Raw genomic sequence first — 14,560 nt, forward strand, 5'->3', positions numbered from 1 at the left:
CAAACACCAGTGGTAGCTCCTGGTGTTTGCCGGAACTGATATACTCCCCACCCTTGACACTATCTCAGACTTTACCGTAGACGCAATAATTGGCATGACCCGACAGCGATAATGTAAGTATTCAGCTATCAGCTTTAGCCGATAAAGTAGGGTGGGCAAATCGACAGGATTGTTGATATTATTGCCTTCGCTACAGAATTTGCCCACCCTACCCAACCGAATGCGAACACACTATCAGCTTTAGCAAAGGGAACAGCGGATCTGGGAGTAGGGAGTAGGGAGTAGGGAGTAGGGAGTAGGGAGTAGAAATATCTCTCATTTGAGATTTATTTTAAACATTAGGCTGACGGCTGACAGCTAACCGCTGATGGCTGAATGCTTGCGCGATAACTCAGTGCGATCGCTCTTTTTGGGTGCAAACCATTAAATGTAAACAAATAAGTAGTCCCCGGTATAATTTGAATAGATCTGTACAAAATTAGGGCTTATGAATAAGAGTGACTTAGGAGAAATTGAACGTGCTGTCAGTCAACTGTCTAGTGAGGATCTCGCCAAATTTCGGACTTGGTTTGCAGAATTTGATGCAGCAAATTGGGATCGACAATTTGAAGCAGATGTTGCGGCTGGTAGGCTAGATGCACTAGCAGACAAAGCACTGAAAGATTTACAACAAGGAAATTGTACTGATTTGTGAAACATCTTGCTACACCAGATTTTGGGTATTATTATCGACAGCTACCATCGGAAATCCAAGAACTTGCCGATAGATGTTACGAGTTGCTCAAACAGGATCCTCGATATCCCTCACTACATTTCAAGAAAGTAGGTCGGTTTTGGTCAGTTCGAGTGGGTTTACACTACAGAGCGATTGCGGTAGAAAAGGATAATGATCTAGCTTGGTTTTGGATTGGAACACACGCCGAATATGACAAAATATTAGGCTCAAAGTAGCGATCGCCTGGTGCGATCGCTCTTGTCGGGTGGGCAAATGGACATGATTCTTTATCAAATTGTCAAACTCTCAGAATTTGCCCACCCTACAGTGCTTTCAACCTTCAATATCCCAACCTTCAACCTTCAACATCCCAACCTTCAACCTTCAACATCCCAACCTTCAACCTTCAACATCCCAACCTTCAACATCCCAACCTTCAACCTTCAACATCCCAACCTTCAACCTTCAACCAACTAACCTTCAACCTTCAACATCCCAACCTTCAACATCCCAACCTTCAACCTTCAACATCCCAACCTTAAAAAAAATAGCCGCAGAAATACTATCCACGGCTAGGAATGTTACCTTATGTCATTCAGTTTTATAACCTATCCAGACGTGCTCCTATGTTATTGGACCGGATGGTTTGGCCAGGGGGAAAACCCCCCAGCAATGTCTTGATGCAGTCGCTCATGGGGGAAACCCCCAAGACCGTAATGGTGCGTTTTCCGTAGGCGAATTAAATTCGCCACGGGTCGCACCTCTGCATCGCTTTAACGTTTTAACGGAGCCTGAAGTACTTGGTCATAATTGTTATGAATTCTCCGGGAACATCCGTCCGCTGCAGAGGACTCCACTCGGATATTTGGGCGTAGCCCATTGCATACAGGGCATGCATGGTATTAGTTACTGCCTTGCGGTCGCCCTTTAAAATGTGCTGAACACGGATTTTTTTGTTGGAAGAATCCTCTGGATTGTTGTCTGGATTATTAGTTGGAAATTCTGATGGCATAAGGGTAACCTTTTGCTTTTTGTTTACATATATAATCGTAATGATTATAATTTAATTTGTCAAGGGTTTTTATAATTTTTTTTTTGAGGGAGAATGTAAATAAATGCGATCGATAGCTATCAGCTATCAGTTATCAGCTATAGCAAAGGGAGTAGGGAGTAGGGAGTAGGGAGTATTGAGACTCATCACTTTTAGTTCTCAACTGTACCTCAACCGTAGTTGTTACATCAATTCCACGATGGCGTAATTCCCGGGCAATTACCGATTTAATATGCTCATCCAAATGATAACGAATCCTTTTACTCACCCTTTAAATTCCTAAGTTTTTCCTGTAATAAAGAAGGGTTATTTTTAGCAAAATCCTGAGCAAATGCTTCACCTTCTGCCCTACGAATTTCCAGTTCTTCTCGATGATCGTAATAATAGGCCATTGCCGCATGAACCGAAGCTAGAGATAAATTATAATTTTGAGCAATATCTTCAAGAGATTCTGACAGTTTTAGATAGCAATTGACAATATCAATAACAGCTATCCTTGTTCCCATAATGCAAGGTTTACCGAAGCGAATTTCGGGATTAATACTAATATGTTCTGTACTTACTTGTGTCCTAGTCATTTTTTGATTAGATATCCTTTTAATTCAATTATAGCAGTTTTCAATTAGGTGTTGTACAAAGTGCGATTGGCCGTAGGCCACGCTACGCGATCGCTTTTGTAGGGTGGGCAAATGGACATAATTCCTAATCAAATTGTCAAACTCTCAGAATTTGCCCACCCTACCACTAATAGGTGGGCAAATGGACATGATTCGTGATCAAATTGTCAAACTCTCAGAATTTGCCCACCCTACGACTAATAGGGTACGCTCTACGCAACAGCAAATTCCGTATCTTTCCTGCGTTCAGGTGACTTAAAACCCAAAACAATTTGCTCTTTTGGGACACCAGCTTCAACGAATTCGTTAGCCACTCCAACTTCTGTGCCATCTCGTTGAATCCAGATTTTTCCATCGATAATATCAACATGGATTAAACAACCATGCTCATAGTGCTTATTCTGACGGCCTAAAATCATCAGCAGGTAGCGATCGGATTCCCGATCAAAGACCGTCTCAAACTTAATGTCTCCATGCTTATAGGGCACTTTTGTATGATTTGTGATAATTTCTCGAATTAGTTTGCGGTAATTAGTTAATCTATCCATCGGATAATAACCTCCCGATCGGGGTCAAAGACAATAATAGGCACGTTGTAATCACTGAGAATGATTTCTCCCAGGGGTTCTGTAAAGAAATCTTCATATACTTCTTCGTGGAGTGCTAGATAAAGCTTGCGTTGAGGTTCTAAGCGTTTAATCACAGAGAGATAATAAAATATTGACCTAGGGATTTTTGAGCATCAGCAATTGAGCTCGGACCACCAAAGGTTTTAATCTCAACAGCAATCTGCTGCTCATCTTTGACCGCTAGGAGCAGTTTTTCGGCTGCTAGATCAACGTACATATCTTGCTTACCCCAACGCAGGCGAAGGGGATCATCAGTAATCAACCACCCGTCTTTTTCTAGGGCACGGCGAACACCATAATGGAAGCGATCGCGGTTAGGCATCTTGTGCAGATCAGAACTGAAATTAACTCAATTATACAAGTGATGTGGGGCATATGGGGGGACGATATTGCTTGAAACGATTGATAGGCAAAGAGTGTAACCATTTGTGATCTAAAAAGATAGTGCGATCGCTACTCTTGTAGGGTGCGAAGCATGAAATGTAACGCACCATCTATCTGGTAATATTCGGTGCTTTATCGATTAAAATAGTACAATACAGCTATCCTTAATCAGATGTAAGCTAAAATGAATGAATATAAAGCAAATTAGTGATGCAATTCTTGATTATCGATTTTGGATTACCGATCATGCTGACGAAGAAGCAGAAGAATATCAATTGTCTTTTGATGAAATTTATCATTCTGTTCTGTATGGTGAAATCATAGAAGACTATACTAATCATCAACCTTATCCGCGCTGCCTAATCTATGGCGAAAACTTTGCAACTGAGCCAATTCATAGCGTCTGGGATTATGATCAAGAAACAAACACAGCTATTTTAGTTACTGTATATCGACCTGATCCGAAAAAGTGGATTAATGGCCAAATAAGGAGATAGTGATGAAAACCCATAAAAAATGTCCTAATTGTCAAGGAGAATTGACCACCAAACAAGTTAAAAAACTCCTCAAAGGTGGGGGAAATACAGCCATTGTTCAAGTAGAAGCCGAAGTCTGTTTACATTGTGGCGAACGATTATATAACCCCAATGTTGTTAGACAATTTGCTCAGATTCGAGCCAAACTTAAAAATCAAGAAACCAAAGACTTTGAATTAATCGGACAATCGTTTAGGGTGGGATCGCCGCTCTTGTCGGGTGGGCAAATTAGCCATGATTTCTAATCAAACCGACAACCGCTTGAATTTTGCCCACCCTACCTATTCTTGTCGGGTGGGCAAATAGCTTTTTAAAGTAAGCATATGCGCTACGCGCACGCTGCGCGAACAGCTAAAGGCCGTTGGCCACGCTTTCGGCAAAGCCGACGCTTCGCGAACGCGAACAGCCGTCAGCCGTCAGCTTTTATTCAAAAGCTGATAGCACCTCAAGTAGCGTGGCCTACGGCCAATGGCTGATCGCTGATCGCTGATCGCTGATCGCTGATCGCTAATGGCTGATAACTAAATGCTTACACCAAATTTTATTTTCCTTCCTGATATGAAGATTTATTACTTTATTTGAGATTGGCTTGTTAATAAAGTTTACATCCGCCCTCCTGATCAATGATATAGAATTTAGTTATGAATACAAACAAGAAAATTATACATCATATTTTTCGTGATGGCGTTAGTCAGCGCGGACGCTTGCTAAGGGAACTCGAACCAGATTATGTTTCCGTAGATGAGCGCGATGTTTCTGATTTACTCACCTTCGTACAAGAGTATGCCACAAAACTAAACTATTACGATGAGTCCAATCGGATAAATGGGGATTGGTCGAGTTTCTTTGGGGGAGATGTTGAGCAAATGCTTGCTTACATTAAGAACCCGGAAAGTTTTGCCGACGATCCATCGACACAAAGGCAATTAGCTCAACCTCATCTAGTTTTGTTGTTCACGTTTTTACAATTATTACGCTATCCTCAGCAACAGTTCAAGGCACTGACCCAAAGATATCTCGATTTTTATTATAAAGAGGTACTGCAGTTAAGGACAAAAGAGGAAGTTCCAGACAAAGTTAATGTAATTTTTGAGCTGGGGCAAGGAGAAGAAGCCCATCTTATTAACAAGGGTACTTTGCTCAGTGCTGGACAAGATAGTCAAGGGGTTAATATTAACTATGCCACCGATGAAGATATAGTTGTTAATCAAGCTCAAGTAGCCAGCATCAAAACGTTATTTATAGAAAAAAATTCTATTGGTTTAGAAGAAATTCATAATCAAGATAATAAGAGCGATCAAAGTTTTGAAAATATGCTGCGCTGGGCAGTTGGCAGACCCAACCAAGGAGACCAACTTCCTGATTTTGGTGAAGAAACTGTTGATATTGATTATCTCAAAGACAATATTTATCAAGCGATTCAAGATAATCAACCAACAGATGATAACATAACCTCTTATATTACAGAACAATTATTTTTCCTCAATACGGAAGATTTTAAGTATTGCTTTGATATCCATGATAGGCAAATAAATAAGGCCCAAGCAGATAAAGAAGAACCTACAGAATTAGAATGGAACGAAGTTTATAAAATACTAGAAAAAGCTTACAGAAAAAAAATTACCATGGGGAGGCGTAATGCCTTAAAAGAAAAGCGAGAACAAGAAGAGCGAGAACAATTGGCTTTCAAGAGCATGATGGAATTGGCTCTTGGGTCACCTAATCCTGGCGATCCTTTGCCGAAAATGCCTAATGGTTATACAACTCTCCAAGAGATATTTGCTCATCTTGACCAAGAGCTAGTTATTAGATATGTCAAAAAAGAACTTTATCTGAGTGTGGCAGATTTCCGGAAGATTATGGAAATCCAAGCTACTACAGAAAATCCTGATTGGGAAGAAGTCTATCGCCTCGTTGAGAAAGCCCAAACCAAGAAAAGAAACTTTACTTACCCTCCTATTGGAAAAACCGAAATTAAAAATATCCATGGAAGTTCACTAGTTGACGCCGAAGAGGTACAAGCAACTAAAGCACAACGTTTTAATACTTTTGGCAACATTACTCAAACCTCACAAAATTCCATCGGTTTTGCCGTTACTTCTCCCGTCTTGTTGTTACAAGAAGGAACATGTAATATTACCCTTACCTTCACCGGTGAAGAAAGGACTTTGAATCGGGATAAGTTCCAGGCAATACTAAGTAGTGAAAATGGCCCTTTTGAAATTTACTTGAGTAGTGAAGCGCAATGGATACAACCGGAATCCTTTGAATATGAAATTGGCGTTTTTATTGTAGAAGATCCACTAGTATCTTATAGCAGTACAGAACTATCTCTGAGTTCCACTGCTTCGGACAACGATAACTTTACAAGTGTTTATTTTATTGAAGGCTCTGAACATACCTTTTCTGCTAGCAACGTGAAGCAACTTCTGGTTTGGAATGACGGTAAGATATTCCAGATTACAGGATTAGTTAATAATAATGAAGCTAATATACAGCAAATTGGTATCGGTAATTTCCCTCAAGATGCTGTTAGTACTGACAAGATTAACCTCTATCGTTCTTCTGCTATTTACCTTAACAGTTTACAGTTTCAGTTAAAACTCGATTCTACCCTACCAGCTATCTTGCCACCAAAACCAGATGAGTCAACTTTTTTCATCGCAACTTCCTATCCGATTGTAAAAATTCTGTTGAAAGAAATATCACCATCAGAAAATACCCAGGAAACACTTATCTATTACGATCAATTCAAATCAGTATCCTTAGAAAAAGTCAATATACAAGTTAAAGTAGAAAATATTCAAGATGTCCAACTGCGGAACGATAACTTAGTACTAAATCCCAAAACTCCTTTTAAACCCTTTGGCAATAATCCTAAAGTAGGTTCGGGTTTTTACTTCGCCAATCGAGAAATTAGCACCAAAAAGTTAGATAGTATTGCCATCAAGATGGAATGGATGGGACTTCCTCAAGACTTTGCTACCCATTATCAGGCATACAATAGCACCAAGATAATTCCGGAGGCAATTACTAATAACAGCTTTCAAGCCAGTTTGAAACTTCTCAATAACAGAAGCTGGGTGGATATTGAAGGTCCCAAATCCATCTTTACCCAAGAAGACAATACTTTAAGTAATCCAATTCACCTCAATTATCAAATTCCAGGCTATTCTTTGGATACTTATTCCTATGAAACCGATACAGACGATCCTTTTGAACAAAACAGGTATTTTCAACTGGAATTAGAAAGCCCAGATTTTGCCCATGATTTACATCCAGTAGTATCAACTAAGGTGGCTTTGTCAACGGATACAGACTTTGTTAAAGATAACGAAGGAAATGATACATCAACAAAAATCAAATCCCTGCCAGTTTATCTCCCTTACACCCCGGAAGTGAAAGCCATCTCCCTCGACTATACCGCCTCAGTAGAGATTGACTTGCAAGCCTCCCAAAGCGAGCAGGAACCTAGTAAAATATTCCAACTTAATCCCTTTGGCTATGCCGATATCCAAACTCTCAATCAAGACAACCAATATTATCTCCTACCGAACTATCAAGAAGAAGGCACTTTATACATCGGTATCCGCAATCTGCAACCACCCCAAAACATTTCCATCCTCTTCCAAATGATACCGGGCAGTGGTAATGGGGAACTAACTCCACCACAGATTCACTGGAGTTACTTGAGTGGTAATGCTTGGCGAGAATTTAAAGACACAGAGATGCTTTCCGATAGTACCAACGGGTTAGTCGATTCGGGGATTATCCGCTTGAGTATCCCTGAGGGAGCCACCAGTCAGCATAACTTGTTACCCAGTGGTTTACATTGGCTACGAGCTACCGTCACCGAAAATGCTGCTGCAATTCCTGATACTCTCGACATCAAAACCCAAGCAGTCAGGGCGACCTTTGTGAATCAGGGGAATGCAGCCGACCATTTAAGTAAACCCCTCGCAGCTAATTCTATTCAAGGATTTGTCACACGAGAACCCGCCATCAACACAGTACAACAGCCCTATAGTTCCTTTGGAGGTAAACCAAAAGAAGACAATCGCGCCTTCACCATGCGGGTGAGTGAAAGACTGCGCCATAAACAGAGGGCTATAACCGCCTGGGATTACGAACGCCTGGTACTGGAACATTTCCCCCAAATCTATAAGGTGAAATGTATCACCTCTGCTGCTGGCAACCACAATCCTGGTGATGCCAAGGTGACAGTGGTGGTAATTCCCGACATCTCTAATACTGCGCCTTTCTTTCCCCTGGAACCCAAAGCACCTTCCTACTTACTAAAGGAAATCCAGGCATACCTGCAAAACTATACCTCACCATTTGTGCAAATCGTGGTGAAAAATCCCCGCTACAAACCCATTCAATACAAAGTGGGTATCCGTTTTCTCGCTGGATATGACCAGGGGGACTATCTGAATCAACTCAATGAAGATATTAAATGCTTTTTGTCCCCGTGGGCTTATGAAGAACAAGCAGATATTACCTTTGGTAGTTCAATCCATAATTCCTCAGTGATCCATTTTATTGAGAAAAGACATTATGTAGATGATGTTGGCTATCTCAAATTAATTGAGCAAGTCCCCATCAAAGCTGGTTCTCAAGGTAAGTCAGATACCGATTATCCGGTGAATCCGTATAATCTCGCCCAAGTGCAACACCCGGATTCAATTTTGGTTTCTGCCCCTCAACATATTATCTGCCTGATGGGCACAGAAAATTCTTATGATGAAGAGGATTTTGAGGGGATTGATTATATGAGTATTGTTAATGATTTTGAAGTTAGTTAAAAGGAGTTAAAGAGCATGGCTCAAAAGAAGAGAAGTCAACTAAAAGAATTATTCAAGACAGGTAAAAAGCCTTCTCAACAGGATTTTGCCGACTTTATTGATTCCACCCTCAATATAAAAGATGATGGCATAGAAAACCCGGCTGGGGCAGATACTCCCCTCAAGATTACCGCCCCCATCAAGATTACCGCCCAAGGTACGGATGAGAAACTGTTGGATTTTTATGCGGGTGACACGAACACTTGGAGTATTAATCAAAAATTAGGAAATAAGCCAGCTTTAAATATCTCTAATTCTTCTGGAGATAGTAAGCTTTTTATTGACAGCAGTAACGGGAATGTGGGACTGAGTATCGATGATCCGCCGAAGGCGAAACTCCATATTCGCCAGACGTGTCATGAAGATGCTTTACGGATTGATGATGAGTTAAAGAATACGATTTTTCTGATTAATAAAAATGGCAATGTGGGGATTGGGACGGATAGTCCAGATGCAAAGCTGGAAATTAAAGGAGATGAACCTGTCCTGAAGATTTGGGGTCAAAATAATGCAACCATTCAATTGCGAGAATCGACCGCAGCAAACGGGGGTTTTGACCTTAAGTACATTGGCAGTTCAGAAAAAAAATTATATATAGAAAGCTATAGCGAATGCGTTTCAAAAGAACAACATTTAACCATTGTAAGTGAATCAGGCAATGTGGGGATTGGGACGACCTGTCCAGATGCCAAACTAGAAGTTAACGGAAATTTAAAGCTAGAGTACGGAGTAGCGGTGAATGCATTTTCTTGTGATGGTACTCTCGAAGATAATAGCGATTGTGCAATACCAACGGAGAAAGCAATTAAAACCTATGCCGATACTAAAGCACTTCTCAATGGTTCTCCGAGTGAGGATTTTTCAGCAAACAACCTAACTGTAAATGGAGTAATAAAACCAAGTGCGGGTAATAGAGAAAACAAGGGTATTTTCTTTACTAAAGAACCGGGTTATGGTAGTAAAGATGCTGCCTGGATCAGGTATTACCGTTGTGGAAATTCAGGAGAAAATACGACACTGGAGATTGGAACATCTAATGATTGTGACGATCATATTGCCTTAATGCCTCGAAAGGGCAATGTGGGGATTGGGACGACAAATCCAAGGGCTAAACTCTCTATAAATGGCGGTTTGCACGTTGGTGGTGATTCCGATCCAGGGGATAAAAACCTACGGGTAGATGGCTGTACAACCACAAATGAATTATCTGTCTCAGGAAGTCTTAGCTTTGATACACCCACAAGACAGATAATTAACATGTGTAATAATAATTACGGGATAGGGATACAGGATGGCACTCAATATTTCCGCACTGACAATAATTTTGCTTGGTACAAAGGTGGTACTCATGATAACAATGAACTGAACCCTGGTACTGACGGAATAGCACAGATGGTTATCAAAGATTGCCATGTGGGGATTGGGACGATAGATCCAGGGGCAAAACTAGAAGTGAAGGGCAATCTCAAGCTACAACAGGGAGTAGCGGTGAATGAATTTTCTTGTGATTGTACTCTCGAAGATAATAGCGATTGTGCAATACCAACGGAGAAAGCAATTAAAACCTATGCCGATACTAAAGCGCTTCTCCATGGTTCTGTGAGTCAGAATTTTTCAGCAAAAAACCTAACTGTAAATGGAGCGATCCAACTAAGTTGTGGTGATGCTGCCTGGATCAGATATTACCGTAGAGGAGGTGAACCAGAAGCAAGGACACTGGAGATTGGAACATCTAATCATTGTCACGATCATATTGTTTTAATGCCTGGAAAAGGCAATGTGGGGATTGGGACGAGCAATCCAACTCACAAGTTTCATGTCCTAGGATCAGATGCAGTAGGCTTATTTCAATCTTGCACTAACCTAGCCGTCTTAGAACTTTCCACCAACGAAGGATTGAATAATCGGGTAGAAATTGCCAATAAACCTGGTGGGCGATTGAGCTTTTCTACAGCAGAAGCGTGTGATGTATTCAACCTCACCAAAGATGGTAATGTGGGGATTGGGAGGACAAATCCAGGGGCAAAACTAGAAGTGAACGGCAATCTCAAGCTACTACAGGGAGTAGCGGTGAATGAATTTTCTTGTGATGGTACTCTCGAAGGTAATAGCGATTGTGTAATACCAACGGAGAAAGCAATTAAAACCTATGTAGACACAAAAACACGTTTTTCTGGTTCTCAGAGTCAGGAGCTTTCAGTAAAAAACCTAACTGTAACTGGAGCGATACAACTAAGTTGTGGTGATGCTGCCTGGATCAGATATTACCGTCGAGGATGCGAACCAGAGGCAAGGACACTGGAGATTGGAACATCTAATCATTGTGACGATCATATTGCCTTAATGCCTGGAAAGGGCAATGTGGGGATTGGTACGGATAGTCCAGAGGCAAAGCTGGATGTGTCAGGACAAATTAAAGGTGGCGGGGTTTTGGCTGGAATATGGGCAGCCCAACCAAATACTGATGTTTCTATCACATGCGCGGGGTGGGAAGATGTTTCCGATACATCAGTTCCTTTCAAGCTAGATAGAAAAGCAATAATTTTTTGTACCTATTCCATTAATGTCCAACCAAATGGGAATTGTAAAGGTCGTAATCTCATTGCAACAAGGCTAGTCGTGGACGGTAATGGCTGTCCCCAATCTGGTTCGCACTTTCAAGCCCATAGCCCTAATCATCCTAATGTGAATTTGAATGGCAATCTCGTCTTGCCGCTTGAGACAGGTGAGCATACCGTTAAGCTCCAGTGGAAGAAAGTTGGCGACAATGTGGCAAGGTGGAATAGCAACCCATCATGCCTAGATGGCTTCGGTGGCGGAAGAACACTTGTGGTCATGGCATTTTACTTACCAATAATAGGTGTTTAGGAAATCATTAGTCATTTGACAACCAAACCCGCTCTAATCCCTCTTGTGTCACTCTCCGAGGATTAAAATAAAGACATAAATGCATACAATGTCTAGAAAGTGCGATCGCCGATCTTGTAGGGTGCGTTAGCGGTAGCGTAACGCACCATCTACAAATTCCAAAAGAGCCATCTTTAATTAGTGTATAAAAATGATTACCTTAGCTAAATGGTCAATTGAAGACTATCATCACATGATTGCAGCAGGTATCCTCAGTGAGCGTCATGTGGAATTACTAGAGGGAAAAATTATTGAAATGTCACCAGAGGGACCATTGCATCGGAAAATCAACGATTCTATGGCAGACTATTTACGGGAAAAGCTCCGAGGTTGCGCCAAAATCTACGAAGCACATCCAGTTACCCTTCCTGATTCTGAACCCGAACCAGATATTGCTGTTGTTAAATTGCCAGTTTCCTTGTATGACCATCGTCACCCTTCTGCCGAGGAAATTTACTTATTGATAGAAATATCTGACACTACCTTGGTAAAAGACTTGGAACAGAAGCGAATCGCCTATGCTCATGCTGGCATTTTAGAATATTGGGTTGTAGATTTGAAAGCTCAACAACTGATCGTGTTTCAGCAACCATCAGGGGATAGTTATCAAATCAAACAAACCTATAGCCAAGGAAGTCTCTCCCTTGTTGCCTTTCCCCATGTTGAAGTGTCAGTGGAAAAGTTAATATCAAAAACTATCTGAGATATAGCAATTATCATAGCTATGAGGTATACAATTTATGGATTGTAGGGAACAGAGAACAGGGAACAGCTTGTAGGGTGGGCATTGCCGACAAATAAGGAAATAGGTTGAATATTATCCTATGCAATGCCCACCAACACCTTAAAGTGCGATCGCATTAAACAACTTATCCCTAGAAGTGCGTACGCTCATGCTATAATCAAAACACCTAATAGTAAACGAGGAAGATTGTAATGAAAAATAAAGTCATAGATGTGACAGATCTAAGTCCGAAACAGATTGCTATGCTTGAAGAAATTATTGCTGCTTTTAAGGCGGTTTCTCAACAGAATATTTTTTCACAAGATATAAGTGAAAAAGAAGACAAAGAGAAAGAAGACTTGAAGCAACTTCATCAAGAGTTTGATTGGTTGGTTGCTGACCTTGGTGTAAAAGAACCACTTACTAGAAGTAATGTCTATGGCATCGAATAATAAAATAAAACGGTATTTAGACACTAAAATTCTGGTATATTCAATTGATTTAAGTAAGGATAATAGGCAAAAACATCGGGCAGCTTTAGAAATTTTAAGACCTAGTCAAATAGAAGTTATCTGTCTGTCTTCTCAGGTGATTGCCGAGTTTTATGCTGTTGTTACCAGTTCCAAATCTGTAGCCAATCCTCTGACTACTCAAGAGACAATAATGCGGATTGAAAGATTTCTGCAAATGCCCAATATAGAACTTCTCTCCATGTCAGATAATATCTTTAAGCAATGGTTTGAATTGCTCAAAACACACCCTGTAAAGGGTGCTAGAGTATTTGATTTAATGCACCTGGCAATTATGATATCCCATGGAGTAACCAGTATTTATACGTTTAATGAAGATGATTTTAATTGGCATCCTGAAATTGAGGTGATTGTGCCAAGTTATTAACTAATAATACTCCCCATCCAAGGAGCAATTCAGGTATTAGAATAAGAACTTGCCAAAACAGATAGATAAGACAACACAGAAGCTCCGGCAACATCATTTTTATGTTCCCTGTCACCCGTTGCCAAATAATCTAAAAAAGACCTATGATTCAAGCCCAAGCCGAACCCAAACTATACAGCTTTGATGAATTTATAAGCTGGTATCCCGAAAACTCCCAAGTCCGGTACGAACTCCATGATGGAGTAATTATCGAAATGCCCAAGCCAAAGGGAAAACATTCAAATCTAACCGGTGCCCTGATCGAGCAACTATTAATAATTATCAGGCAGATGGGCAAAGGCGGCATTTGGACTATTCCTAGAGAATCGATTGTCAAACCCAAACGCCAACAATCAGGTTATGAGCCGGACATCATCGTTTTGAACCAAGAAGTTCTTGGGGCAGAACCGCGATGGGAAAGCGAATCGATTATCCAAAATCCTGATTCGGTCAAATTAATCGTCGAGGTTGTTTCAACTAATTGGCGTGACGATTACTACAATAAACTTCAGGTGCGACCCGTGGCGAATTAAATTCGCCAAGGTCAAGCGCACCTAAGAGATTATGAGGAGATGGGTATTGAAGAATATTGGATTGTCGATTACGCAGCATTGGGGGCGAGAAAGTTTATCGGTAACCCTAAGCAACCCACACTGTTTGTTTGTACTTTGGTAGATGGAGAATATCAGATGAATCCATTTACGGAAAAAACGACCATTGTTTCCCCGACCTTTCCCCAGTTCAACTTATCTGCACAGCAGATTTTCGCTCTGGCTTTGTAGTGCAAACGCCGCTCTTGTAGGGTGCGTTAGGGCTTATAATGTAAGCATTCAGCGGTCAGCGGTCAGCGGTCAGCCGTGAGCTTTCCGTAACAGAGATTAAACGAATGTTTACCTGTTGTCTTGATGCAATAGCGAGTGGGGGAAACCACGGCAATAGCGAGTGGGGGAAACCCCCAAGACCGCGCTGCCTCCCCAAGACCGTAATGGTGCGTTTTCCGTAGGCGAATTAAATTCGCCACGGGTCGCACCTCTGCATCGCTTATTCAAAAGCTGTTCCCGTAGCGTGCCCATAGCCCATAAGCTGTTCGCGTAGCGTGCGCGTAGCGCATTAGCTGATAGCTGATAGCTGATAGCTGACCTTATAATATACTAAGTTCAGGTTTTGTATCCCAACCCAAATTGACTCAGAAGCAGAAATATCGGATATCCTACCAG

Annotated in this window: 18 protein-coding genes and 2 pseudogenes; 12 read left to right on the top strand and 8 right to left on the bottom strand. The window is 41.2% G+C overall.

Translation table 11 applies throughout. The features are described 5' to 3' along the window. Nucleotides 1–338: 338 nt before the first annotated feature. The gene (locus F6K20_RS00115; RefSeq protein ID WP_287293304.1) at nt 339–476 is read right to left on the bottom strand and encodes a hypothetical protein; all 138 of its coding nucleotides are present in this window, start codon (nt 474–476) and stop codon (nt 339–341) included. An 11-nt stretch (nt 477–487) separates the two neighbouring features. Here F6K20_RS00115 and F6K20_RS00120 point away from each other — a divergent pair, with 11 nt between their 5' ends. The 3 genes from F6K20_RS00120 to F6K20_RS00130 are packed head-to-tail and all read left to right on the top strand — an operon-like array spanning nt 488 to nt 1,322. Then, the gene (locus tag F6K20_RS00120; protein WP_008186276.1) at nt 488–694 is read left to right on the top strand and encodes a hypothetical protein; all 207 of its coding nucleotides are present in this window, start codon (nt 488–490) and stop codon (nt 692–694) included. Next, nucleotides 691–951: a ParE family toxin-like protein gene (locus tag F6K20_RS00125; RefSeq protein ID WP_287251686.1), complete on the top strand. Its 261-nt coding sequence runs from the start codon at nt 691–693 to the stop codon at nt 949–951. The genes F6K20_RS00120 and F6K20_RS00125 overlap by 4 nt, the downstream gene beginning before the upstream one ends. Before the next feature lie 59 nt (nt 952–1,010). After that, nucleotides 1,011–1,322, top strand: a complete 312-nt coding sequence (locus tag F6K20_RS00130; RefSeq protein WP_287263412.1) for a hypothetical protein — start codon at nt 1,011–1,013, stop codon at nt 1,320–1,322. Between the two features lie 22 nt (nt 1,323–1,344). On the opposite strand, the gene F6K20_RS00135 is transcribed toward F6K20_RS00130, so the two are convergent. The 6 genes and pseudogenes from F6K20_RS00135 to F6K20_RS39765 all read right to left on the bottom strand — a co-directional run bounded on the left by F6K20_RS00135 (nt 1,345) and on the right by F6K20_RS39765 (nt 3,334). Continuing rightward, entirely contained in the window at nt 1,345–1,467 is a 123-nt protein-coding gene (locus tag F6K20_RS00135) for a hypothetical protein (RefSeq protein WP_267872082.1), read from the bottom strand. Between the two features lie 29 nt (nt 1,468–1,496). Further along, complete coding sequence (locus F6K20_RS00140) at nt 1,497–1,727, bottom strand: hypothetical protein (RefSeq protein WP_009149621.1); 231 nt, start codon at nt 1,725–1,727, stop codon at nt 1,497–1,499. Between the two features lie 133 nt (nt 1,728–1,860). Continuing rightward, entirely contained in the window at nt 1,861–2,034 is a 174-nt protein-coding gene (locus tag F6K20_RS00145) for a hypothetical protein (protein WP_287251688.1), read from the bottom strand. Further along, complete coding sequence (locus F6K20_RS00150) at nt 2,027–2,344, bottom strand: DUF433 domain-containing protein (RefSeq protein WP_287264984.1); 318 nt, start codon at nt 2,342–2,344, stop codon at nt 2,027–2,029. Before F6K20_RS00150 ends, F6K20_RS00145 begins: the two co-directional genes overlap by 8 nt. A 251-nt stretch (nt 2,345–2,595) precedes the next feature. Beyond that, nucleotides 2,596–2,931, bottom strand: coding sequence for a XisI protein (locus F6K20_RS00155; RefSeq protein ID WP_071102561.1), 336 nt, complete (start codon nt 2,929–2,931; stop codon nt 2,596–2,598). Next, nucleotides 2,919–3,334 (bottom strand): annotated as a pseudogene (locus tag F6K20_RS39765) (element excision factor XisH family protein). The gene F6K20_RS00155 and the pseudogene F6K20_RS39765 overlap by 13 nt, the downstream one beginning before the upstream one ends. Before the next feature lie 250 nt (nt 3,335–3,584). Here F6K20_RS39765 and F6K20_RS00170 point away from each other — a divergent pair. The 9 genes and pseudogenes from F6K20_RS00170 (at nt 3,585) to F6K20_RS00210 (ending at nt 14,125) form a co-directional block, all read left to right on the top strand. Beyond that, a complete protein-coding gene (locus tag F6K20_RS00170; RefSeq protein WP_287264988.1) occupies nt 3,585–3,893 on the top strand; it encodes a DUF4258 domain-containing protein in 309 nt (102 codons plus the stop codon). A gap of 2 nt (nt 3,894–3,895) precedes the next feature. Next, entirely contained in the window at nt 3,896–4,177 is a 282-nt protein-coding gene (locus F6K20_RS00175) for a YgiT-type zinc finger protein (RefSeq protein WP_287264990.1), read from the top strand. A 78-nt stretch (nt 4,178–4,255) separates the two neighbouring features. Continuing rightward, nucleotides 4,256–4,408: a hypothetical protein gene (locus F6K20_RS00180; protein WP_154659890.1), complete on the top strand. Its 153-nt coding sequence runs from the start codon at nt 4,256–4,258 to the stop codon at nt 4,406–4,408. Nucleotides 4,409–4,573: 165 nt separating this feature from the next. Beyond that, nucleotides 4,574–8,737, top strand: coding sequence for a baseplate J/gp47 family protein (locus F6K20_RS00185; RefSeq protein WP_287263410.1), 4,164 nt, complete (start codon nt 4,574–4,576; stop codon nt 8,735–8,737). 15 nt (nt 8,738–8,752) lie between these two features. Continuing rightward, a complete protein-coding gene (locus F6K20_RS00190) occupies nt 8,753–11,644 on the top strand; it encodes a hypothetical protein (RefSeq protein WP_009149607.1) in 2,892 nt (963 codons plus the stop codon). A gap of 190 nt (nt 11,645–11,834) precedes the next feature. After that, nucleotides 11,835–12,386, top strand: coding sequence for a Uma2 family endonuclease (locus F6K20_RS00195; RefSeq protein ID WP_009149605.1), 552 nt, complete (start codon nt 11,835–11,837; stop codon nt 12,384–12,386). Between the two features lie 233 nt (nt 12,387–12,619). Beyond that, nucleotides 12,620–12,859 (top strand): hypothetical protein, encoded by a 240-nt coding sequence (locus F6K20_RS00200; RefSeq protein ID WP_009149603.1) that lies wholly within the window; start codon nt 12,620–12,622, stop codon nt 12,857–12,859. After that, nucleotides 12,846–13,304: a type II toxin-antitoxin system VapC family toxin gene (locus F6K20_RS00205; RefSeq protein WP_009149601.1), complete on the top strand. Its 459-nt coding sequence runs from the start codon at nt 12,846–12,848 to the stop codon at nt 13,302–13,304. The genes F6K20_RS00200 and F6K20_RS00205 overlap by 14 nt, the downstream gene beginning before the upstream one ends. Nucleotides 13,305–13,447: 143 nt before the next feature. Then, a pseudogene (locus F6K20_RS00210) lies at nt 13,448–14,125 on the top strand (Uma2 family endonuclease). Between the two features lie 62 nt (nt 14,126–14,187). Here F6K20_RS00210 and F6K20_RS00215 read toward each other — a convergent pair. After that, nucleotides 14,188–14,364 carry a hypothetical protein gene (locus F6K20_RS00215; protein WP_154659889.1) on the bottom strand — a complete coding sequence of 59 codons (177 nt, stop codon included), beginning with the start codon at nt 14,362–14,364 and terminating at the stop codon, nt 14,188–14,190. Nucleotides 14,365–14,560: the final 196 nt, after the last annotated feature.

The sequence above is a fragment of the Moorena sp. SIO2C4 genome (assembly GCF_010672485.1).
Lineage (GTDB): Bacteria > Cyanobacteriota > Cyanobacteriia > Cyanobacteriales > Coleofasciculaceae > Moorena > Moorena producens.